Here is a 21,894-nt window from a genome sequence, read left to right as displayed (position 1 = left end):
TTCGGGGCCGCGGCATTGGGGGACGCGGCCACTCGATGTGTGACATGTAAAATGGCACACACCTCCAGCCGTCGGGAAGATCCGGGGCCGAATTATCGTTCGCCGCAACCGAAACGTTGTCAGGGAGCCCCGAGGTGGGGCATTTGTCCTGGTAGGGCTCAGGCGGCCGGTGTCGCCGGGCTTGCGGCGTCGGGACGCGGGGTGGGCGCGGCGGTTGCGCGCGGGGTGAGCGCCGCGGCCTCCAGTGGCGCCGAGGGGTCGACCGAGAGGTCCGCCGGGGCCGGCTCGGCGCCGGCCCGGACCAGCAGGTCCCCGATCGCCGCGATCATCGCCCCGTTGTCCGTGCACAGCCGCAGCGGCGGCACCCGCAGGGCGATCCCGGCCGAGGCGCAGCGTCGCTCCGCCAGCTCCCGCACCCGCGAGTTGGCGGCCACCCCGCCGACCACCACCAGGGTGCCGATCCCGTGGTCCAGGCAGGCCCTGACGGCCTTGCGGGTCAGCACGTCGGCGATCGCCTCCTGGAGCGCGGCGGCCGCGTCCGGGACGTTCGGCTCGGTGCCGGCGGCGCGCTGCGCCTCCACCCAGCGGGCGGCGGCGGTCTTGAGGCCGGAGAAGGAGAAGGCGTAGGGCGGGTCGTTCGGCCCGCTCAGGGGGCGCGGAAGACGCACCGCGCGCCGGTCGCCGTCCCGGGCCGCCCGGTCGATCGCCGGCCCGCCCGGGTAGGGCAGGCCCAGGATCCGGGCGACCTTGTCGAAGCACTCGCCGGCCGCGTCGTCCAGGGTGTCCCCGAGATGGACGATCGGATCACGCGCCAGATCCCGCACCAGCAGCAGCGAGGTGTGCCCACCGGAGACGATGAGCACGACGCAGGGGTCCGGCAGCGGCCCGCCGTCGAGCGTCGCTGCGGCCACGTGCCCGGCCAGGTGGTGCACCCCGTACAGCGGAACGCCGAGCGAGAAGGAGTACGCCTTGGCGGCGGCCACCCCGATCTGCAGCGCCCCGGCCAGGCCCGGACCGGTCGTCACCGCCACCGCGCCGACGTCGGCCAGGGTCAGCCCGGCCCGCCGCAGGGCCTCGTCGACCACCGGCGCCATCGCGTGCAGGTGCGCGCGGGCGGCGATCTCGGGGACCACGCCGCCGTAGCGGGCGTGCTCGTCCATCGAGGAGGACACCGCCTGGCCGAGCAGTACGCCGTCGCGCACGAGTCCCGCGCCGGTCTCGTCGCAGGACGACTCGATCCCCAGCACCACCGGCGCGTCTGTCATGGTCGCTCACCTTTGTCACTCATTACATGCTTGCGGCTCCATTGTGCCCGACGCGACGTGAGGAATAAGCAGGAGCCCCTTGTTCGTTCTTGCAACTCATACGCAATAGTGTTGACCCGGCACGATCGTCACCGTTGAACTCGCCGAAAGGGGCCGTGTCCTGATGGGCACCTACTCGCTTCCCGACCTGCCGTACGACTACTCCGCGCTGGAGCGCGCGATGTCCGCGGAGATCCTGGAGCTGCACCACTCCAAGCACCACGCCGCGTACGTCAAGGGCGCCAACGACACCCTTGAGCAGCTCGCCGAGGCGCGTGACAAGGAGCAGTTCGGCGGTCTGGTCGGCCTCCAGAAGACCTTCGCCTTCCACCTCTCCGGCCACGTGCTGCACTCGCTGTTCTGGGAGAACCTCTCCCCGGAGGGCGGCGACCGCCCCGAGGGCGAGCTGGCCGACGCCATCACCGAGCACTTCGGCAGCTTCGACGCCTTCAAGAAGCAGCTGACCACCGCCACCACCGGCGTCCAGGGCTCGGGCTGGGGCATCCTCTCCTGGGAGCCCCTCGGCGGCCGCCTGATCGTCGAGCAGGTCTACGACCACCACGGCAACGTCGGCCAGGGCACCACCCCGCTGCTGGCCTTCGACGCCTGGGAGCACGCGTACTACCTCCAGTACCGCAACGTCCGCCCGGACTACGTCACCAAGCTGTGGGACGTCGTCAACTGGCAGGACGTCTCGGCCCGCTTCACGGCGGCCAAGAGCGCCTGATCCCTCGCAGGGGTGCAGCGCCCGCACACACCTGACCCAGGGCAGGGCAGGTAACGAAGGGCCCCCGGCCGGTGCGAACCGGCCGGGGGCCCTTCGTCATTGCTCATCCGACTTCCGCGTCGAGCCCCCGTCACCCTGCGGCGTTGGCGCGCTTGGCGAGCTTCACCAGCTCAGGCGGCGCGCTCCGCCCCGCAAGGAGAACGAGCTCGTGGATCACCGACCGGGCCGCCGGATGGGTCCGGACGCTCTCCGGTGCCAGTTCCTCGGCCCGGAGTAGGCAAGCGACGGCCTCCCCGAGGTGCCGCCTCTGCGCATGAGCCCTTCCGAGGTCGACCAGAAGTCGTGACCTCCGCTCGGGTGAGAGCCTATCCGCATCGATCCGCTGCCCCAGGTCCAGTGCCTCGCCCGCGTCGCCGAGGTCGATCGCCGCCGACACCGCCTGGATCTCGACGTTCGTGGGGCCGAACTCCAGGTTGAAGTCGTTGCGGTCCTCGCCGAGCAGTGCAGCGACCTCGCGCGCGTCGGCGAGTTCTTTGTGAGCCTTCTCGCGTTGGCCGGCGCGGGCGGCGGCCAACGCGAGGACCAAATGGAGTGAGCCCAGCACGGAAAGCGCTTCCGGTGAGGGTGGACCGGCTGCCGAGACGTAGCTCTCAAGAGCGGCCACGCCCTTCTCGGCCGCGTGTTCTGCCTGGTCCAACCGCCGGAGCCGGACGAATGCGTGGGCCAAACGGTAGATTCCTGCGAAGACTTGCAGAGCATGTCCGGACTGTTCGGCGGCCCGGACGGCCCGATCGGCGGCCACCCAGGCAGCGTCCGCCTCGCCTTGGCGGACGAACGCTGCCGCGACCGCCTGATACGCCTGACTGAGGAGGAGCTGGAGCTCGGGCCGCTTCTCCGGGGAGGCAGTCCGCGCGGCGCTCTCAAGTCGTGGCAGGGCCTCGGTGACGGCTGTGCTGAGCTCCGCGAATTGGGCGTTGTGTGTCAGATGCCAGAGTTCTGCAACGGCGGTAGCCAGCTCGGTCACGTCGGTTGCGGCAGCGGTGGGACGGTCGTCGAGCACGGCATCGAGCGCGGGATGCCCCGAGAGCACGAGCCGTACCAGATCGAGGTCGTTGACGCGATCGGAAGTCGCCGATCCGGATCGCGGCGATGACGGTGCATCCGGCCTCAGCGTCTGGACGGAGACTCCGAGGCCGTTTGCGAGCAACTGGAGTACGTCGAGACGGACGACAGGTTGGATGCCGCGTTCGACCTGTGACACCCAACTGGCAGTCCGGTTGACGGCTGTGGCGAGCTGATCCTGCCGCATGCCACGGCTCTTGCGGAGCTGGGCCACCCGGGCGCCGAATGCGCGCTGCTCCTCGGGACTCACCGGCCGTCCCCAGGGGCGGCCGGACCCTTGCCGTCGATCTTGTCGAGGAACGTGACCTCGAACGATTCGAGGTATTGGCCGCGCTCGGCGAGGAAGCGGCAGACGTGGGGCTGTCGCTCGTGCTCCTCGAACGCCTCGCGGTCCGTGTACAGCTCGTAGAAGACCCGGACGCGTGGCTCGTCCGGTACAGCGTGATTGACGTAGACGAGAGTGCCGGGCTCCTTCGTGCGGATCCCTTCGAGTGCTTCCCGTGCCAACGCGTCGAAGGCGTGAGCGGCCGTCACATCGCGTGCGACGAAACGTACAACAAGGCCGAACCCCATGCTTCTCCCCTTCCTGGGTCGGTCGAGTCTCGCATGATTCAGTGAAGAACTGTGAGTAAGAGAGATTCTTGACTCGCAGTTTTTCTGCGACTACTTTCGGTGCAACCGTCGTGGCCGAGAGCCACGATCGGCTCCCTTGCGTTGCCGTCTGTCGGCAGTGCTGTCCATCTGTGGTGGTGGAGGATCGATGGGGTCGAATGTGACCGTCAGCCCGCTCAGCAGTGCCCGGTTTCCGGTTCCGCTGGAATGGGGGATGCCGCCGGGGCCCGAGGCGGTGCCGGCGGCGCGGTGGCTGGTGGCGGCGATCGTGCGGGAGTGGGGCGTTCCGCTCTCGGACGATGCGCTCCAGGACCTGGAGCTGTGTGCCAGTGAGGTGATCGCCAACGCGATGCTGCACACCGGGGACCGCTGCCTTGTCACGGTACTGCGGCGGCCGGGGCGGCTCCGGGTCGAGGTGGCTGATCGGTGCCCCGCGCTCCCGGGGCGGGAGCGCGGGGCCGACGAGACGGGTGGGCGGGGGCTGGTGCTGGTGGCGGCGTTGGCGCAGGCGTGGGGGTGGCACCCCGAAAGCCCCGGCAAGGTGGTGTGGTTCGAGTTCCCCGAGCAGCACGAAGCGCCGTGCCCCACACACGGGTGGGGCACGGCGCTCGGTGTTCTCGCGGCGTAGCGTGCAGTTCAGGGCACCGGCGGCAGGCCGAAGGCGTCCAGGATGCTGTCCGCCGCCAGGGTCGCCGTGAGGGTGCCCTCCCGCACCCGGCGTTCCAGCTCCGGGACCAGGCGGGTCACCTCGGGATGGGAGTGCAGCCGGGTCAGGAGCTGGTCGTGCACCATGGCCCAGGTCCACTCCACCTGCTGGTCGCGGCGCTTGGCCGCCAGCGCGCCGGTCGCGTCCAGTACCTTGCGGTGCTGCTGGAGCCGCTCCCAGAGCACGTCCAGGCCGCTGCCGTCCTGCCCCGAGCAGGTCAGCACCGGCGGCGTCCACGGCGCGTCCGGGGCCTGCAACAGCCGCAGCGCCCCCGCGAGTTCGCGGGCGGCGGCCTTGGCGTCGAGTTCGTGCGGGCCGTCCGCCTTGTTGACCGCGATGACGTCGGCCAGCTCCAGGACGCCCTTCTTGATGCCCTGCAGCTGGTCGCCGGTACGGGCGAGCGACAGCAGCAGGAAGGAGTCCACCATCCCCGCCACCGTGGTCTCCGACTGGCCGACGCCGACCGTCTCGATCAGCACCACGTCGTAGCCGGCGGCCTCCATCACCAGCATCGACTCCCGGGTGGCCTTGGCCACCCCGCCGAGCGTGCCCGAGGTCGGCGACGGCCGGACGAAGGCGTCCGGGTCGACGGCGAGGCGCTCCATCCGGGTCTTGTCACCCAGGATCGAGCCGCCGGTGCGGCTGGAGGTCGGGTCGACGGCCAGCACCGCGACCTTGTGGCCCTGCCCGGTGAGCATGGTGCCGAAGGCGTCGATGAAGGTCGACTTGCCGACGCCGGGCACGCCCGTGATGCCCACCCGGACGGCCCCGCCCGCGTGCGGCAGCAGCACCGTCAGCAGCTGCTGCGCCAGCGCGCGGTGGTCGGGCCGGGTGGACTCGACGAGGGTGATGGCCCGCGCGATGTACGCGCGCGAGCCCTCCCGCACACCCGTCGCGTAGCTGTCGAGGTCGATCGTCCGGGGCGGCATCCGGGCCGGGCCTCAGATCTCGTGGCCGAGGTCGGCGGCGAGCGACTTGAGGAGGTCGTAGGCGGCCTCCGGGATCACCGTGCCGGGCGGGAAGACCGCCGCGGCGCCCGCCTCGTAGAGGGCGTCGAAGTCCTGCGGGGGGATCACCCCGCCGACCACGATGGTGATGTCCTCGCGTCCGGCGGCGGCGAGTTCGGCGCGCAGCGCGGGCACCAGGGTGAGGTGGCCGGCGGCGAGCGAGGAGACGCCGACGATGTGCACGTCCGCCTCGACGGCCTGCCGGGCGACCTCGGCGGGGGTCTGGAACAGCGGGCCGACGTCCACGGTGAACCCGAGGTCGGCGAAGGCGGTGGCGATCACCTTCTGGCCGCGGTCGTGGCCGTCCTGGCCCATCTTGGCGACCAGGATGCGGGGCCGGCGGCCCTCGGCCCGCTCGAACCGCTCGACCAGTTCCCGGGTGCGCTGCAGGGGGGCGGAGGCGCCCGCTTCGTCTCGGTACACACCGGAGATGGTACGGATCTGGCCCGAGTGCCGGCCGTACACCTTCTCCAGGGCGTCGGAGATCTCGCCGACGGTGGCCTTGGCGCGGGCCGCGTTCACGGCGAGGTGCAGCAGGTTGCCGTCGAGCGAGCCGCCGCGCGAGGGCCCGGCCTCGGCGGCCCGGGTGAGCGCGTCCAGGGCGGCGCGGGTGGCGGCCTCGTTGCGCTCCTCGCGCAGTCGGCGCAGCTTCTCGATCTGGGCGGTACGGACCGCGGAGTTGTCGACCTTGAGCACGTCGATCTGCTCGTCGCTGTCGACCCGGTACTTGTTGACACCGATCACCGGCTGGCGGCCGGAGTCGATCCGGGCCTGGGTGCGGGCGGCCGCCTCCTCGACCCGCAGCTTGGGGATGCCGGCGTCGATGGCCTTGGCCATGCCGCCGGCCGCCTCGACCTCCTGGATGTGCTGCCAGGCGCGGTTCGCCAGGTCGTGGGTGAGCTTCTCGACGTACGCCGAGCCGCCCCACGGGTCGATGACCCGGCAGGTGCCGGACTCCTGCTGGAGCAGCAGCTGGGTGTTGCGCGCGATCCGGGCGGAGAAGTCGGTCGGCAGCGCGAGCGCCTCGTCCAGCGCGTTGGTGTGCAGCGACTGGGTGTGGCCCTGGGTGGCGGCCATCGCCTCCACACAGGTGCGGGCGACGTTGTTGAAGACGTCCTGGGCGGTGAGCGACCAGCCGGAGGTCTGCGAGTGGGTGCGCAGCGACAGCGACTTGGCGTTCTTCGGGTCGAACTGCTTGACCAGCTTGGCCCAGAGCAGCCGGGCCGCGCGCAGCTTGGCGACCTCCATGAAGAAGTTCATGCCGATCGCCCAGAAGAACGACAGCCGGGGCGCGAACGCGTCCACGTCCAGGCCGACGTCCAGTCCGGCCCGCAGGTACTCGACGCCGTCGGCCAGGGTGTACGCCAGCTCCAGGTCGGCGGTGGCCCCGGCCTCCTGGATGTGGTAGCCGGAGATGGAGATCGAGTTGTACCGGGGCATCTTCTGCGAGGTGTACGCGAAGATGTCGGAGATGATCCGCATCGACGGCTGCGGCGGGTAGATGTAGGTGTTGCGGACCATGAACTCCTTGAGGATGTCGTTCTGGATGGTCCCGGCGAGCTTCTCCGGCGGCACCCCCTGTTCCTCGGCCGCCACGATGTACAGCGCCAGGACGGGCAGCACCGCGCCGTTCATGGTCATCGACACGGACATCCTGTCGAGCGGGATGCCGTCGAACAGCTGGCGCATGTCGTAGATCGAGTCGATCGCGACGCCCGCCATGCCGACGTCGCCGGTGACCCGCGGGTGGTCGCTGTCGTAGCCGCGGTGGGTCGGCAGGTCGAAGGCGACCGACAGGCCCTTCTGACCGGCCGCCAGGTTGCGGCGGTAGAAGGCGTTGGACTCCTCGGCGGTGGAGAAGCCCGCGTACTGCCGGACCGTCCACGGCTGGTTCACGTACATGGTCGGGTACGGGCCGCGCAGGTACGGGGCGATACCCGGGTAGGTGCCCAGGAAGTCCAGGCCGGCCAGGTCCTCGGCCGTGTACAGCGGCTTGACGCCGATGCCCTCGGGGGTGTCCCAGAGCTGCTCCTCGACGTCCTTGCCGGTGGCCTGCCGCCAGGCGGCGCGCCACTGGTCCTCGGTGGCGTCCGGGCGGTTCGGTGCCCCGGGTCCGGTCGGGGCTCCGGGTCCGGTCGGGGCCTCCGAGCGGGCCGGGGTGTTCTGGTGGGCGGGGGCGCCGTCGGCGTCCGGGTCCAGCCCGATCGCGGTGAAGTCGGGGATCATCGGGCCACTCCGATCTCGTCGAGCAGGGAGGTGAGGACGGCGACGGCGTCGCCGCCGGCGAAGACGAAGCCGTCCACGCCCGCGGGCGGGTTCTCGCCCGGCCGGCCGGCCAGCAGGACCCGCCGGGCGCCGGCGGCCCTGAGCGCGCCGGCCACCGCCTCGGCGTGCTCGCCGTACAGGGCGTCGCTGGAGCAGAGGCAGGCCACGGCGGCGCCGCCGGCGGCGAACGCCTCGGCGAAGGCCGCCGGGTCGGTGCCCTCGTGCGCGGTGGTGGTGATGCCACCGGCCTGGAACAGGTTGGCGGCGAAGGTGGTGCGCGCGGTGTGCGCGGAAGCGGTGCCGATCGACGCCAGGAACAGCGCCGGGCGCCCGCCGGTGGCCGCGAGGTGCGCGTCGGAGCGGTCGCGCAGCGCCTCGTACGCCTCGGCGCGCCGCACCGTCGGCAGCCCGCCGCGGGGGCCGGCCGGGGCCGGCGCGCGGACCAGTGCCTGCTCGCCGAGGTTGGGGAACTCGCTGACGCCGGTGACGGGTTCGCGCCGCTTGGCGAGCCGGACCGAACGCTCGGCCCAGGTGGCGGCGATCCGCTCCTCGACCAGGCCGGACTCCAGTGCGGCGCGCAGGCCGCCGGCCCGCTCGATCTCCTGGAACCACGCCCAGGCCGCGTGCGCGAGTTCGTCGGTCAGCCGCTCCACGTACCAGGAGCCGCCGGCCGGGTCGACGACCCGGGCCAGGTGCGACTCCTCCAGCAGGATCGCCTGGGTGTTGCGGGCGATCCGGCGGGCGAAGGCGTCCGGCAGGCCGAGCGCCTCGTCGAACGGCAGCACGGTGACCGCGTCCGCCCCGCCGACACCGGCGGCCAGGCAGGCGATGGTGGTGCGCAGCATGTTCACCCACGGGTCGCGGGCGGTCATCATCACGGCGGAGGTGACGGCGTGCTGGCGCTGCGCCGAGGCGGCCGGGGCGGCGCCGGAGACCTCGGCCACCCGGGCCCAGAGCCGACGGGCGGCGCGGAGCTTCGCGATGGTCAGGAACTGGTCGGCGTCCGCCGCGTAGCGGAACTCCAGCTGGCCGAGCGCGGCGTCCACGGACAGGCCGGCGGCGGTGAGCGCGCGCAGGTAGGCGACGCCGGCGGCCAGCGAGGCACCCAGCTCCTGGGCGGGGGAGGCGCCGGCGCCGTGGTAGGGCAGGGCGTCGACGGCCAGCGCGCGCACGCCGGGGAAGCCCTCGGCGCAGCGGACGGCGAGCGCGGCGGCCTCGGCGAGCAGGGCGTCGGTGCGGGCTGCGTCGCCGGTGCGGGCCTGGAGGCCGAGCGGGTCGGCGCCGAGGGTGGCGACGGCGGAGCCGGGGGAGACCTCGCGCTCCCGGTACAGCTCGAACAACCGCTCGGCGGCGGCGGGGAATTCGGCGCCCGCGTCGAGGACCACGCCGGCCAGGTCGAGGTAGACGCCGGTGAGCGCCTCGCCCAGGGCGGCGACCGGCAGTCCGGCGCCGCCGAGTTCCAGCCAGAGCGAACCGCCGCCGTGCTCCAGGTCGGCCAGCGCGGCCTCGTTGGTGCGGCGCGGATCGGGGTCGCTGTGCCGCTGGCGCACATCCCAGCCCGAGACCGAGGCGCCCTGCGGCCGGGCGCCGCGCACGAACGGCGGGAAGCCCGGGAGGCCGGGGTCGGCCGGGGCGTCCTCGGCGGTGTACAGCGGGCGGGCGCGCAGCCCGTCCTGGAGCGCGGTACCGAGCGCGTGCTCGGCCGCGGCGCCGTCCTCGGGCTGCGCCCCCGCCTTGCGGAGCACACCCTCGACGAGGGTCTGCCACTGCTCGCGGTGGGCGGCCGGGAACTCGGCGGCCAGGGGAAGCCCTTCGGGCGGGACCGTCATGCCCCGCAGGTTAGCGCCCGTTCGCGGGGGCGCAGGAGAGGCGAAGGGTGTGACCTTGCCCTCTCTGTGCACTCTGTTGCACTACCGGTGCCACCAGGGGCGCGAACGGGGGTGCGAACAGGGGGTCGAGCAGGGGTTGAGCGGCGACGGGGCAGGGGTGGAGCAGGGGGCGGACAGGGGTGCGGGCAGGGGGTGGGCGGGGTACCGGGCGCGGGCGGCTTGCGGAACCCCGACGGTTATCTATTAAGTTACTTAGTAGAGCGTGGGTGGAGGGTGGCGCACCCGCGGTTCGCGCCGGCCTGCCCGTTCGCCTGTCCGTTCGTCTGTCCGTTCGCCTTTCCGTTCACCCGCCCGTGTTCGCGCCTCTCGCCTCTCGCCTCTCGCCTCGACCCCACCCCTTCTCGCCATCAGGAGTCCGCCGTCATGGGAAAGCGCCGCAAGCCCAGCCCGCCCAGCCGGGCCCGTCTGGCGGTCCTCACGACCGCGATGGCCGGCGGCGTCGTCCTCACCGCGGGGCCCGCCCAGGCCGAACCGGCGCCCTCCCTCGCCACCGTGAAGGAGGAGGTGGACCGGCTCAACGAGGAGGCCGAGCAGTCGATCGAGCGCTACAACGGCTTCCAGGAGAAGCAGCAGAAGCTCCAGGGCGAGGCGGGCCGGATCCAGGAGAAGGTGGCCCGGGGCCAGGACGCCATGAACGAGCTGCGCACCCAGCTCGGCGGCATCGCGGCCGAGCAGTACCGCACCGGCGGCATCGACCCGTCCGTCCAGCTGATGCTCGACTCCGACCCCGGTGCCTACCTGGCCCGGGCCGCCACCCAGAACCAGGTGGTCGACTCGCAGGCCGCCCTGCTGCGCCAGGCCCTGGCCGAGCAGCGCCGGCTGGACCAGGACCGCGCCGAGGCCACCGCCACCCTGGCCGAACTCGACCGGGCGGCCGGCTCGCTCGCGGGCGAGAAGAAGACGGTCCAGGACAAGCTGGCCAGGGCCCAGGCCCTGCTCAACAAGCTCGGCGCCGCCGACCGGGCGAAGATCAACGCCCAGGAGGCAGCCGCCACCCGGGCCTCCCGCTCCGCCGCCGAGCGTCCCGACCCCGCCGTGCCCGCCTCCGGCCGGGCGGCCGCCGCGATCCGGTTCGCCTACGCGCAGCTCGGCAAGCCGTACGTCTGGGGCGCCACCGGCCCGTCCGGTTTCGACTGCTCCGGCCTCACCGGCGCCGCCTACCGCGCGGCCGACGTCAAGCTCCCCAGGGTCTCCCAGGACCAGTGGAAGGCCGGCGCCCGCATCGCCCGCGCCGACCTCCAACCGGGCGACCTGGTCTTCTTCTACGGCGACCTGCACCACGTCGGCCTCTACATCGGCGACGGGAAGATGATCCACGCCCCGCGCACCGGCAAGAACGTCGAGGTCCTCCCGATCACCGCGATGCCCTACGTCGGCGCCGTCCGCCCCTGACGGCCGCCGGGCGCGGCCGGTGGACGCGCCCGTGGACGTCAGTGGACGCGCCGGTGGACGCGCCGAGGGATGCTCCCGGCGGCCGTCGGTCGACGATCAGCGGGCTGGCACCGCTCGGCGCGCTGGAGCGGTGCGCCTCCGCGTCGTCGGCCACCTGGTAGCTGCCGCCCCGGCCGGTCACCACGACCCGGCCGTCGTCGAGCGCGGTGACGAGCTCGCCCTCCAGGACGAACAGGACGTGTCCCTTGCGGCACCAGTGGTCGGCGACATACCCGGGGCTGTGGTCGACCCGCCGGGCCCGGACCTCCCCGAACCGCTGCACACGGCTGGTGACTTCGCCGCTCCCGCCGGACTTGCGCTCCTCGGCGACCTGGGTCCGGTCGGTGGCGGTGAAGGGGAAACCGGTGAGATCCATGCGGTCACCCCAGCCAGGGCGCGACCGGTGTCACGGATGCGGGGCGCAGGCCAGCAGGTAGGGGAGGAGCGGGGCGGCGAGGGCGGCCAGCCGGTAGGCGGGGGCCGGGGGCGCGGGGGTGCGGGCGAGGCGCTGGACGCGGGCGAGCACCCCGGTGGACGCGGCGGCCAGGCCGGTCGGGCCGGGGACGGCCCCCGCGGTGGCCAGGGCGCAGAGCGCGCCCGCGAGTTCGGCGGGGGTCACCCGGGTGAGCGCGGCGTCGTCGGCCGCCATCTCCAGCAGCAGCGCCACCTCGGCCCGCCCGAGCCGGGCCAGCGGGAGCCGGCCGAGGAGGAGGGCGAAGGTGTCGGCGGCGAGCAGGACCAGGTGGTGGCGTCCGCGCAGGTGCCCGTGCTCGTGGGCGACGGCCGCGGCGAGCCCGCGCGGGTCCAGCAGGTCGACGGCGCCCCGGGTGGCCACCACCCGGGCCCGGCGGCCGGGCAGGCAGTAGACGGCGGGCCGGGGGTCCTCCAGTACGAGCAGTCGGCGCCCCCGGTCCCTGGTGGCCGTCAGGTCGAGCGTCTCCCGGTGCCGCCGCCTGGCCCGGGCGGCCCGCGCGGCGAGCACGGCGGCGACCGCCGCGACGGCGCCGGCGGCCGCGACCGGGGCCCACCAGGCGTGGGCGTGCGGCGCGGGGGCCGGTTCCAGGTGCGGGAGCAGACCGACCAGTCCGGCCGGTTCGTGCCCGAGCGGCGCCACCAGGTGGTGCGCGGCGAGCAGCAGCCCGGTACCGAAGGAGGCCATCAGCGCGAGCCAGACGGCCGCGCCGAGGGCCGGGCGGGCCTGGATCCGGGCCCGGGCCCGGGGCGAGCCGGCCAGCCGTCGCGGGAGCAGGACGCCGACCAGGAGCAGGTGGAGCGTCAGCAGGGCCAGGGTCACCGGTCGTCGTCCCGCGCCCTGACCTGCTCCAGGGCGGCGAGCAGGGCCGTCGCCTCGTCGCCGCTGATCCGGTCGACGAAGTGCAGCAGGGCCCCGGCGCGGTCCGGGCTGGTCTCCAGGGCCTGGTGCATCAGCTGCGCGGTGTACGACTCCCGGGTGCAGGTCGGCTCGTAGACCCAGGCCCGGCTGGCCTTGGTCCGCCGCAGCCAGCCCTTGGTGTGCAGGATGTCGGCGACGGTGTTGACGGTGGTGTACGCGACCGGGCGCTGCCGGCCCAGGTCGTCCACGATCTCGCGGACGGTGGCGGGGCGGCCCCAGGACCACAGCCGGTCCATGATCTCGGCCTCCAGATCGCCGAATCCCCGCAGCACCCGTCCGCTCCTCCGCCGTCCCGCCCCCGGGTCGTCGTGCCCCGGATCGTTCCGCCCCCGGGCAGTCCTGCCCCGGCGCCCGCCGCCCATCGTAAGGCCGCGCTCAGCGGCGCGTCCGCCGGAGCAGGTCGGTGGCCGCCGCGGGCCAGTGCGGGTGCTCGAAGGCGAACCCGGCGGCCAGCAGCCGCCCCGGGACCACTGCCCGGCTCTTCAGCAGCAGTTCGGTGTCCGAGCGGAGCGCGAACGCGCCGAGCTCGACCATCCACCGGGTGGCCGGGAGGCCCACCGGGACGCCCGCGGCCCGCCGGAGCGTGCGCATGAACGCCCGCTGCGGCACCGGCGTCGGTGTGGCGAGGTTGACCGGGCCGGAGAGGTCCTCCCGGTCGAGCAGGAAGCGGACCGAGCGGACGAGGTCCCGGTCGTGGATCCACGACAGGTACTGCCCGCCGCCGTCGACCGGCCCGCCGAGGCCGGTCCTGGCCAGCCGCGCCAACTGGTCGAAGGCACCGCCCGCGTCCGGGCTCATCACCATGGCGCAGCGCAGCGCGACCCGCCGGGTGCGCGGGGTGGCGGCCTCGGTCTGCTCGCGCTCCCAGGCGCGGGCGATCCGGACGCTGCGCTCCCAGTACGCGGGGACGCCGGGCTCGGCGCCGCCGATGACGCCGGTGTCCTCGTCGTGCGGGGTGCCGTAGGTGTGGGCGTAGATGGTGGCGGTGCTCATCTGCAGCCAGACCCGGGGCGGGCGCCGGGCGCCCGCGATCGCGCGGCCGACGGCGCGGGTGGAGTGGACCCGGGAGTCGGTCATGTCGCGCAGGTTCTGCTCGGTGTAGCGGCAGTTGACGCTGCGCCCGGCGAGGTTGATCACGGCGTCGGCGCCGTCGACGGCGGCGGTCCAGCGGCCGAGCGAGCGGCCGTCCCAGAAGATCTCCTGGTCACGGCCGGGCCGGCGGGTCAGCAGCACGACCTCGTGGCCGTCCTCGGTGAGCGCCCGCTCCAGGATGCGGCCGATCTGGCCGGTACCGCCCGGTATGACGATCCTCATCGGGATCCCCCCTCGAATCATTTGGTCGTGCACACCGTAGCGGTCGACCTGAACGTGTTCAAAATGCCGTTGTCGCCAGGACATGGCCGGAAATGTGTCCGAATCCGTGGAACCACCCCGGGTGCTCGGCCGACTGGTGGTCCGGATCCGATCGTCTGCTCGCCCAAGCTCGCCCAAGCTCGCCCAAGCTCGTTCAAGCTCGTTCAAGCTCGCCAAGGAGTGCTCGCGCATGTGCGGAATCACCGGCTGGGTGTCCTTCCACCAGGACGTCCGCCAAAGCGCCCCCGTCATCGAGGCGATGACCGCCACCATGACCCTGCGCGGCCCCGACGCCGGCGGCGTCTGGCTCGGCCGCCACGCCGCCCTCGGCCACCGCCGCCTCGCCGTCATCGACATCGACGGCGGCGCCCAGCCCATGCCCGACCGCCGCGACGAGCCGGGCGTCGTCCTCACCTACAGCGGCGAGGTCTACAACCACCACCAGCTGCGCGCCGAACTCCGCGCCAAGGGTCACCGCTTCGAGACCCGCAGCGACACCGAGGTGGTGCTGCGCGCCTACCAGGAGTGGGGCGACGCCCTGGTCGAGCGGCTGGAGGGCATGTACGCCTTCGCCGTCTGGGACGAGCGCGAGCAGCGCCTGCTGCTGGTCCGCGACCGGCTCGGCGTCAAGCCGCTGTTCTGGGCCGAGATCGACGGCGGCGTCGCCTTCGGCTCCGAGCCCAAGGCGCTCTTCGCCCACCCGGAGATCACTCCCACGGTGGACGCCGACGGCCTGCGCGAGGCGTACAGCCTGCTCTTCAACACCGGCCCCACGGTCTGGGCCGGCGTCCGCGAGGTCCACCCCGGCGCCCTGCTCGTCCTCGACCGCACCGGCGTCCGCGAGACCCGCTACTGGGAGCTCACCGCCCGCCCCCACACCGACAGCCTGGACGCCACCAAGGAGCGGATCGGCGAACTCGTCAACCGCGCCGCCCGCGCCCAGCTGGAGGCCGACGTCCCGCTCTGCAGCCTGCTCTCCGGCGGCCTGGACTCGACCATCGTGACCGCCCTGGTCGCCGACGAGCTGCGCCTCCAGGAGGGGCCGGACGCCAAGCTGCGCTCCTACGCCGTCGACTACAGCGACCAGGCCGAACAGTTCACCGGCGACGTGCTGCGCACCGGCCACGACACCCCGTTCGCGGCCGAGGCCGGCGCCTTCATCGGCAGCGACCACTCCACCGTGGTGCTCGACCCGCGCACCCTGCTGGACCTGGAGAACCGCCGCGCCGTCGTCGTCTCCCGGGACTCGCCGATCGGTGTCGGCGACATGGACACCTCGCTCTACCTGCTGTTCGGCGAGATCCGCAAGCACTCCACGGTCGCGCTCTCCGGCGAGGCGGCCGACGAGGTCTTCGGCGGCTACCCGTGGTTCCACAACCCCAAGGCGCTCGCCGCGCAGACCTTCCCCTGGCTGCTCGTCACCGGGGACGAGGCGGCCATGCCGATCAACCCGGACCTCGCCGCCCACCTGCGGATCGCCGAGTTCCGCGACGACACCTACCGCAGCGCGCTGGCCGCGGTCCCGCACGCGGACGGCGAGAGCCCCGAGGAGCACCGCCAGCGCGAGATGCAGCACCTGTCGATGACCCGCTGGCTGCGCCAGCTGCTGCACCGCAAGGACCGCCTCTCGATGGCCCAGGGCCTGGAGGTCCGGGTGCCGTACTGCGACCACCGGCTGGTCGAGTACGCGTTCAACGCCCCCTGGGCGATGAAGAGCTACGACGGCCGGGAGAAGAGCCTGCTGCGCGCGGCCGGCCAGGGCATCGCCCCGGACTCGGTGCTGTGGCGGCCCAAGAACCACTACCCGGCGACCCACCACGCCGACTACAACAGCGGGCTCCAGCGGCTCGCCCGGGAGGCCCTGGACGCGCCGCACGTGCGCGACATCGCCGACGAGACGGTGATCAAGGCCAGCCTGGACACGCCGGCCGACCAGCTGGAGTGGGGCCACCGGCTCCGGCTGGAGCGGGTCGTCGACCTGGCCCTCTGGCTGGACCACCACCGCCCGGCGCTCGCCGTCTGACGGATCCCGTCCCGCCGACCGGCCCGGTGCGGACCGACCACACAGGTCGGGCCCCACCGGGCCGGTCCGGCTAGGCTGCCGGTGGACCAGGACCGAGCGGCAGGAGGGCAGGATGCGCGACCCCCGGCACGGGCCGCTGGTGGCGATGCTGCTGGTGCTCACCGTGGTGACCGGGCTGGTCGACGCGATCAGCTACCTCGCCCTCGGGCACGTCTTCGTCGCCAACATGACCGGCAACGTGATCTTCCTGGGTTTCGCCCTGGCGGGGGCGCCGGGCCTGTCCGCGACCTCCTCGCTCACCGCGCTCGCCGCCTTCCTGGCCGGCGCGCTCGTGGGCGGCCGCCTCGCCGAACGCCGCCCCGGTCACCGGGGGCGGCTGCTGGTCCTCACCCTGGTCGCCCAGTCGGCGGTGTTCGCCGCCTGCACCGTGCTCGCCGCGGCCCTCGGCCACACCGCCGAACCGGTCCGTCACACCCTGATCGGCGTGCTGGGCGCGGCGATGGGCCTGCAGAATGCGGTCGTCCGCGCGCTCCGGGTGCCGGACCTGACCACCACCGTGCTGACCATGACCCTCACCGCCCTGGCCGCCGACCGCGCCGGCCCCCGCCGCCTCGCCTCCGCCGTCTCGATGTTCGCGGGCGCCCTGGTCGGCGCCGTCCTCGTCCTGCACGCCAGCGTCCCGGCCGCCCTCGCCGTCGCCCTGGCCCTCCTCCTCGCCGTCGCCGCGCTCACCCACCGCGCCTCCGGACACCCGGCCGCTCCCTGGACCCACCCCGACGGCGCCCGCTGACGCGCCGGCACCCGACACGCCGACACGCCGACGCGCCGTCCGGGGGTCCCGCCGGGCCCGGTGCCAGGGTCAGGTCCGGGCCCGGTCCGGGGATCAGGGGCGAGCGGCGAGGTAGCTGTCGAACTCGGCGCCGTACCAGCGGGCGGTGCGGCCCCGCGGGGTCATGCCGAGGCGGCGGCAGACCGCGGCGGAGCGTTCGTTGCCGGGGCGGACCAGGGCGTGGATCTCGCCGAGGCCGTCGGAGAAGCCCTTGGCGAGGGCGGCGGTGGCGGCCTCGGTGGCGAAGCCGTGGCCCCAGGAGTCGGGGTGCAGGTGCCAGCCGACCTCGATCTCGCCGTTGCCGGTGCCGTCCTCGTCCGGCAACGGGATCAGGACCACCGAGCCGGCCACCACGCCGGTGTCCTTGCGCTCCAGGGCCCAGATCCCGTAGCGGGGGTCGGCCGAGCGCCGCCGCCAGCGGTCGATCATGGCCGGCGCCTCGGCGGGCGACTCCAGGACCCGCGGGACGGCGCCCAGCCAGCGGGCGACCTCCCAGCGCGCGTAGGTGTCGAACGCGCGCTCGGCGTCGGCGTGCTGCCAGAGGCGGGCGGTCAGCCGTTCGGTGCTGAACAAGGGTGTCTCCATCGGGGGTTCGAGGGTCCTCGGTGCCGTTCAGTCGTCCTGCGGCTGGCTGGTGCGGCCGGACCATCGGGGCTCCCAGCGGGCCCAGGAGCGTTCCCAGTCACGGGCGGCCCGCCGGTCGAGGGCGCGCAGCCGCAGGACGAGCGCGCCGCCGAACAGGGCGGTCAGGGTGGCGGTGGCGGCCAGGCCGGTGCAGACCACCCCGACGACCAGGCCGAGCGTCGTCGCCGGGGGAGTGGCGGGCCGCCCGTCGTCGTCGAGCCAGAGGGTGACGGTGGACCCGGTGGGGGCGCTGCGCGGCACCTCGACGGTGCCGGTGCGGGCCAGCCCGTCGGGGGAGGTCCAGGAGAGCGAGGTGTCCACCCGCTTCTCGTAGCCGCCGCTCCACCGGCCGACGCCCGGGTCCTCGGCGCGGAGCCGGCCGAGGACCAGCGCCTCGGTGCGGTGCAGCCGGCCGCGTTCGGCCTCGGCGGTGCGCCCGGCGGCGCGGTAGCCGAGGACGGCGGCGGCGGCGATCCCGGCCAGCCCGAGGACCAGGGCGAGGCCGGCGGCGAGCCAGGCGCGGCTGCGGGCGCGGTCGACCGGGCGGGCGAGCGGTTCGCGGGCCCGGACGGTGTGCCGGCGGCCGAGGGCGAGGCGCAGGGCGCGGCCGGCCCGCCGGGGCGGCGACCCGGTTCGGGCCGGGCGGGGTGTCCTGGACACGATGCGTGCTCCTCACGGCTGGTGGCGTGCGTGGGCCCCGTCGGACTCCAATTTCCCCCGGCACCGCCCCCGGGCACAAGAGTCGGTAGGGCGGCCGCGCCACGGGACCGAGGTCCCCGGCCGGGCGCCGGGACCGGGACGTTCGGCCCTCGGCGGGCCGGGGGTGGACGGGGCAGGCTGGCACCGGCCGCGCCCCCTGTGCCGGGGGCGCGGTGGTCCGGCCCGCTGTGGGGGCTCGCCGGGCCGCCGTGCAGGGCGGGGGACGGGGTATGGGGCCGTCCCCCGCTCGCGGCGTTCCGGGGCCGGCCGGCGATCGGGCGACCCGGGAGTCCGAGGCCGGGCGATACGCGGCATCCGACCGGACGACACGACGTTCTCCCAGCTCAGCACCTTGTTCTCGCGGTCTATACACTCGGTGTATACCCCTGGTGTATGGTCCTCCCATGAGTGTTCCCCTCACCCTTCTCGGGCTGCTGGAGCGAGAGCCGAGCCACGGCTACGACCTGAAGCGCGACTACGACGCCCTCTTCGGGCGCGGCAAGCCCCTGCCCTACGGCCAGGTCTACTCCACGCTGGGCCGACTGGCCCGGGACGGCAAGGTCGTCGCCGGCGAGGCCGAGCCCGGCGACGGACCCGAACGCAAGCGCTACGTCATCACCGAGGCCGGGGTGACCGAGTTCGAGCACTGGCTCGCCGAGCCCGTCGCCCCCGAACCCACCCTCCAGTCGGTGCTGTTCACCAAGGTCGTCCTCGCCCTCCTGCTCGGCCGCGACGCCGAGGCGTACCTCGACACCCAGCGCGCCGCCCACCTGCGCCGGATGCGCGAACTGACCGAACTGCGCCGCACCGGTCCGCTGGTCGACGCCCTGCTCGCCGACCACGGCCTCTTCCACCTGGAGGCGGACCTCCGCTGGATCGACGTCACCACTGCCCGCCTGGACGCCCTCGCCGCGGAGGTACGCGCATGAACGCCCTGATAGAAGCCCGCGACGTCGAACTCGCCTTCGGTGAGACCCCGGCCCTGCGCGGCGCCAGCCTGGCCGCCGAGGCCGGGGAGGTCCTCGCCGTGATGGGCGCCAGCGGCTCCGGCAAGTCCACCCTGCTGCACTGCCTGGCCGGCATCCTCGTCCCCGACGCGGGCGAGGTGTACTTCGACGGCCTGCGGATCGACCGGCTCGACGAGAACCGGCGCAGCGCCCTGCGCCGGGACTCCTTCGGCTTCGTGTTCCAGTTCGGCCAGCTCGTCCCGGAACTGACGGCCGAGGAGAACATCGCCTTACCGCTGCTGCTCGGCGGCGTCCGCCGGACCGCCGCCCTCGCCGAGGCCCGCCCCTGGTTCGCCCGGCTCGGCCTGGACGGCCTGGGCGGCCGCCGCTCCGGTGAACTCTCCGGCGGCCAGGCCCAGCGGATCGCGCTCGCCCGCGGCCTGGTCACCCGCCCCCGGGTGCTGTTCGCCGACGAGCCGACCGGCGCCCTGGACTCCCTCACCGGCGAACAGGTCATGGAGCTGATGGTCGGCGCCGCCCGCGAACAGGGCACCACCGTCGTCCTGGTCACCCACGAGCCCCGGGTCGCCGCCTACGCCGACCGCGAGGCCCTGGTCCGGGACGGCCGGGCCCGGGCGCTCACCAACCCGTACCCGCCGGCCGCCGCCGCGGAGCGGGTCGCCCCGTGATCTCCTTCGCCCTCCGCCTCGCCGTCAGCGGCGGCCGCCAGGCCGTCGCCCGACTGCTCATCATCACCGCCGCCACCGCCATCGGCGTCGGCCTGCTGCTCTCCACGCTCGCCGCCGTCAACGCCGTCGGGGCCACCAACGACCGGACGCTCTGGGCCAACAGCGGGGCCAAGAGCCGCACCGAGAGCGCGAACGTCGACCCGCTCTGGTGGCGCGACCGCACCCCCGAGTACTACGACGGCCACGAACTCCTCCTGGTCGAGGTCGCCGCCACCGGACCGACCTCGCCGGTCCCCCCGGGCCTGTCGAAGCTGCCCGCGGCCGGCGAGTTCTACGCCTCGCCCGCCCTGGCGGAGCTGCTCCGCGAACGGCCCGCGGACCAGCTCGCCGACCGCTTCCCCGGCCACCTCGCCGGAGAGATCGGCAAGGCCGCCCTCGCCTCCCCGGACTCCCTGGTCATGGTGAGCGGCCAGGACCCGGCGACCCTCGCCGCCCGTTCGGGCGCCCGGCAGGTCACCACCATCGCCACCACCCTGCCGCCGACCTGTGACGCCGACTGCCCGGGCACCGGCGTCCGCGGCGACGCCATGACCCTCATCCTCTCGGTGGTCGCCGGCGCGCTGCTCTTCCCCGTGGTGATCTTCATCGGCACGGCCACCCGCCTGTCCGCCGCCACCCGCGAGCAGCGCTACGCCGCGATGCGCCTGGTCGGGGCGACACCCCGGCAGATCACCGTGATCGCCGCCGCCGAGTCCACCGTGGCCGCCGTGGCCGGCACCGTCCTCGGCTTCGGGGTCCACCTGCTGCTGCGCCCGCTGGTCGCGACGGTCCCGTTCACCGGGGACCGCTTCTTCGTGGACGATCTGACCCTCACCCTGCCGCAGGGCCTGGCCGTACTGGTCGGCGTCCCGGTGGCGGCGGCCGTCGCCGCCCGGCTCGCCCTGCGCCGGGTCACCGTCTCCCCGCTCGGCGTCAGCCGCCGGACCACCCCGCGGCCCCCCTCCGCCTGGCGGGCCGCGCCGCTGGCGGCCGGGCTCGCCGAACTCGCCTGGTTCGTCGGCCGCCGCCCGCACACCACCGGCGGCCAGACCGCCGCCTACCTGACCGGCTTCCTGGTGATCATGGCCGGCCTGGTGATCGCCGGCCCCTGGCTCACCATGTCGGTCGCCCGCCTGGTCGCCGCCCGGACCAGCCGCCCGGCCACCCTGATCGCCGTCCGCCGGCTCGCCGACGACCCGAGAACGGGCTTCCGCGCCGTCGCCGGCCTGATCCTGGCCCTGTTCGTCACCACCGCCACGGTCGCCGTCATCGGCACCATCGACACCAACCGCGGCGCGCTCGGCGGTGACGCGCAGACCCGGGTCGCGGTGGAGCACGGCGCCCTGCCCGGCGACCCCGTGATGGCCGACGCCCTCCCGGACGGCTTCCTCGCCGAACTGCGCTCCGTCCCCGGCTTCCGGGCCCTCGCCGTCGCCCACGCCAACCCGGACGGCCTGGCGCACGACCCGACCGCTCCGCCCGACTGGCCCGAGGCGTCCCTGGTGTCCTGCGCCGACCTCGCCCTGGCCCCGGTGATCGGCCACTGCGCCCCCGGCGCCGCCGTCGCCGCCGTCGAGCCGTTCGGCTTCCTGAGCCTGACCTCCCAGGCCGCCAGGGAGTGGCCGGCCGCGCCGATCACCGCCGAGGCCGCCGACCGACTGCCGGTGCTGTCGCTCTACGTGACGACGGACGGCACGACCGCCGCCAAGGAGCGCGTCCGCACCCTGCTCAGCCGGACCTTCCCGGAGCAGCACGCCCGGATGGTGCAGGACTTCGGGTCCTCCCAGCAGAAGACGCTCGCCGGCTGGCGCCAGCTCGCCGACGTGGTGCTGCTCACCACCCTGCCGATCGCCGGCTGCAGCCTGGCGGTGAGCGTGGTCGCGGGCCTGTCCGACCGGCGGCGGCCGTTCGCGATGCTCCGGCTCACCGGGGCGCCGCTGCGGATGCTGCGGGTGGTGATCGCGATGGAGAGCGCGTTGCCGCTGCTCCTGGTGTCGGCCGTCGCGATCGGGACGGGCTTCGGCGCGGCCGCGATGTTCCTCAAGTCGCAGATGGACTACGACCTGGTGTCGCCCGGGTGGGTGTACTTCGGGTTGGTGCTGTTCGGGCTGGTCGCCTCGCTCGGGATCATCGCCTCGACGCTTCCGCTGCTGAAGCGGATCACCGGCCCGGAGGCCGCCCGCAACGGCTGACTCCGGGCTCGGCCGGACACGCGTGAACCCCGCACCCCGCTGT

At 74.0% G+C, this 21,894-nt stretch carries 20 protein-coding genes; 8 read left to right on the top strand and 12 right to left on the bottom strand.

All coding sequences use genetic code 11. The features are described 5' to 3' along the window. Window positions 1-158: 158 nt before the first annotated feature. Window positions 159-1,265, bottom strand: a complete 1,107-nt coding sequence (tsaD, locus tag ACIQ9P_RS31545) for a tRNA (adenosine(37)-N6)-threonylcarbamoyltransferase complex transferase subunit TsaD (RefSeq protein ID WP_402363781.1) — start codon at window positions 1,263-1,265, stop codon at window positions 159-161. A gap of 163 nt (window positions 1,266-1,428) precedes the next feature. On the opposite strand from tsaD, the gene ACIQ9P_RS31540 reads away from it, so the two are divergent. Continuing rightward, complete coding sequence (locus ACIQ9P_RS31540) at window positions 1,429-2,031, top strand: superoxide dismutase (RefSeq protein WP_402363778.1); 603 nt, start codon at window positions 1,429-1,431, stop codon at window positions 2,029-2,031. 130 nt (window positions 2,032-2,161) lie between these two features. Here the strand turns inward: ACIQ9P_RS31540 and ACIQ9P_RS31535 are convergent, their stop codons facing one another. Together ACIQ9P_RS31535 and ACIQ9P_RS31530 are read right to left on the bottom strand one after the other, a co-directional pair. Further along, window positions 2,162-3,403, bottom strand: coding sequence for a helix-turn-helix domain-containing protein (locus ACIQ9P_RS31535; RefSeq protein ID WP_402363775.1), 1,242 nt, complete (start codon window positions 3,401-3,403; stop codon window positions 2,162-2,164). Then, the gene (locus tag ACIQ9P_RS31530; RefSeq protein WP_402363773.1) at window positions 3,400-3,726 is read right to left on the bottom strand and encodes a putative quinol monooxygenase; all 327 of its coding nucleotides are present in this window, start codon (window positions 3,724-3,726) and stop codon (window positions 3,400-3,402) included. Before ACIQ9P_RS31530 ends, ACIQ9P_RS31535 begins: the two co-directional genes overlap by 4 nt. Window positions 3,727-3,925: 199 nt before the next feature. Between ACIQ9P_RS31530 and ACIQ9P_RS31525 the strand changes: the two genes are divergently transcribed. Then, window positions 3,926-4,393, top strand: a complete 468-nt coding sequence (locus ACIQ9P_RS31525) for an ATP-binding protein (RefSeq protein WP_402363770.1) — start codon at window positions 3,926-3,928, stop codon at window positions 4,391-4,393. An 8-nt stretch (window positions 4,394-4,401) separates the two neighbouring features. Here ACIQ9P_RS31525 and meaB read toward each other — a convergent pair whose 3' ends face one another. Genes meaB through ACIQ9P_RS31510 form a run of 3 tightly spaced genes read right to left on the bottom strand, consistent with a single transcriptional unit; the run spans window position 4,402 to window position 9,572 of the window. Beyond that, a complete protein-coding gene (gene meaB / locus ACIQ9P_RS31520; RefSeq protein ID WP_402363767.1) occupies window positions 4,402-5,400 on the bottom strand; it encodes a methylmalonyl Co-A mutase-associated GTPase MeaB in 999 nt (332 codons plus the stop codon). 12 nt (window positions 5,401-5,412) lie between these two features. Further along, window positions 5,413-7,704, bottom strand: coding sequence for a methylmalonyl-CoA mutase (scpA, locus tag ACIQ9P_RS31515; protein WP_402363764.1), 2,292 nt, complete (start codon window positions 7,702-7,704; stop codon window positions 5,413-5,415). Then, window positions 7,701-9,572, bottom strand: coding sequence for a methylmalonyl-CoA mutase subunit beta (locus ACIQ9P_RS31510; protein WP_402363761.1), 1,872 nt, complete (start codon window positions 9,570-9,572; stop codon window positions 7,701-7,703). Before ACIQ9P_RS31510 ends, scpA begins: the two co-directional genes overlap by 4 nt. 423 nt (window positions 9,573-9,995) lie before the next feature. On the opposite strand from ACIQ9P_RS31510, the gene ACIQ9P_RS31505 reads away from it, so the two are divergent. Next, window positions 9,996-11,024: an NlpC/P60 family protein gene (locus ACIQ9P_RS31505; protein WP_402363758.1), complete on the top strand. Its 1,029-nt coding sequence runs from the start codon at window positions 9,996-9,998 to the stop codon at window positions 11,022-11,024. Here the strand turns inward: ACIQ9P_RS31505 and ACIQ9P_RS31500 are convergent. From ACIQ9P_RS31500 to ACIQ9P_RS31485, 4 genes are all read right to left on the bottom strand, one after another. Further along, a complete protein-coding gene (locus ACIQ9P_RS31500; RefSeq protein ID WP_402363755.1) occupies window positions 10,987-11,439 on the bottom strand; it encodes a DHCW motif cupin fold protein in 453 nt (150 codons plus the stop codon). The two genes, ACIQ9P_RS31505 and ACIQ9P_RS31500, sit on opposite strands and share 38 nt — an antisense overlap. A 30-nt stretch (window positions 11,440-11,469) precedes the next feature. Next, window positions 11,470-12,357 (bottom strand): M56 family metallopeptidase, encoded by an 888-nt coding sequence (locus ACIQ9P_RS31495; protein WP_402363752.1) that lies wholly within the window; start codon window positions 12,355-12,357, stop codon window positions 11,470-11,472. Beyond that, window positions 12,354-12,725, bottom strand: a complete 372-nt coding sequence (locus ACIQ9P_RS31490; RefSeq protein ID WP_402363907.1) for a BlaI/MecI/CopY family transcriptional regulator — start codon at window positions 12,723-12,725, stop codon at window positions 12,354-12,356. Before ACIQ9P_RS31490 ends, ACIQ9P_RS31495 begins: the two co-directional genes overlap by 4 nt. A 106-nt stretch (window positions 12,726-12,831) precedes the next feature. Further along, complete coding sequence (locus ACIQ9P_RS31485; RefSeq protein WP_402363749.1) at window positions 12,832-13,770, bottom strand: TIGR01777 family oxidoreductase; 939 nt, start codon at window positions 13,768-13,770, stop codon at window positions 12,832-12,834. A gap of 229 nt (window positions 13,771-13,999) precedes the next feature. Here ACIQ9P_RS31485 and asnB point away from each other — a divergent pair, with 229 nt between their 5' ends. Continuing rightward, the gene (asnB, locus tag ACIQ9P_RS31480) at window positions 14,000-15,832 is read left to right on the top strand and encodes an asparagine synthase (glutamine-hydrolyzing) (RefSeq protein ID WP_402363746.1); all 1,833 of its coding nucleotides are present in this window, start codon (window positions 14,000-14,002) and stop codon (window positions 15,830-15,832) included. A 112-nt stretch (window positions 15,833-15,944) separates the two neighbouring features. After that, on the top strand, window positions 15,945-16,622 hold the full coding sequence (locus tag ACIQ9P_RS31475) for a YoaK family protein (RefSeq protein WP_402363743.1): 678 nt from the start codon (window positions 15,945-15,947) through the stop codon (window positions 16,620-16,622). A 93-nt stretch (window positions 16,623-16,715) separates the two neighbouring features. On the opposite strand, the gene ACIQ9P_RS31470 is transcribed toward ACIQ9P_RS31475, so the two are convergent. Both ACIQ9P_RS31470 and ACIQ9P_RS31465 read right to left on the bottom strand, forming a co-directional pair. Beyond that, on the bottom strand, window positions 16,716-17,234 hold the full coding sequence (locus ACIQ9P_RS31470) for a GNAT family N-acetyltransferase (RefSeq protein ID WP_402363740.1): 519 nt from the start codon (window positions 17,232-17,234) through the stop codon (window positions 16,716-16,718). Between the two features lie 39 nt (window positions 17,235-17,273). Further along, complete coding sequence (locus tag ACIQ9P_RS31465) at window positions 17,274-17,945, bottom strand: hypothetical protein (RefSeq protein ID WP_402363738.1); 672 nt, start codon at window positions 17,943-17,945, stop codon at window positions 17,274-17,276. 443 nt (window positions 17,946-18,388) lie between these two features. Between ACIQ9P_RS31465 and ACIQ9P_RS31460 the strand changes: the two genes are divergently transcribed. The 3 genes from ACIQ9P_RS31460 to ACIQ9P_RS31450 are packed head-to-tail and all read left to right on the top strand — an operon-like array spanning window position 18,389 to window position 21,851. Next, the gene (locus tag ACIQ9P_RS31460) at window positions 18,389-18,913 is read left to right on the top strand and encodes a PadR family transcriptional regulator (RefSeq protein ID WP_402363735.1); all 525 of its coding nucleotides are present in this window, start codon (window positions 18,389-18,391) and stop codon (window positions 18,911-18,913) included. After that, a complete protein-coding gene (locus tag ACIQ9P_RS31455; protein WP_402363732.1) occupies window positions 18,910-19,620 on the top strand; it encodes an ABC transporter ATP-binding protein in 711 nt (236 codons plus the stop codon). The genes ACIQ9P_RS31460 and ACIQ9P_RS31455 overlap by 4 nt, the downstream gene beginning before the upstream one ends. Further along, window positions 19,617-21,851: an FtsX-like permease family protein gene (locus ACIQ9P_RS31450; protein ID WP_402363729.1), complete on the top strand. Its 2,235-nt coding sequence runs from the start codon at window positions 19,617-19,619 to the stop codon at window positions 21,849-21,851. Before ACIQ9P_RS31455 ends, ACIQ9P_RS31450 begins: the two co-directional genes overlap by 4 nt. Window positions 21,852-21,894: the final 43 nt, after the last annotated feature.

Origin of the sequence: Kitasatospora sp. NPDC094019 (genome assembly GCF_044764505.1) — a bacterium.
Taxonomy (GTDB): Bacteria; Actinomycetota; Actinomycetes; order Streptomycetales; family Streptomycetaceae; genus Kitasatospora.
Note: the sequence above shows the minus strand (reverse complement) of the source record. Positions and strands in the feature narration are given on the sequence as shown.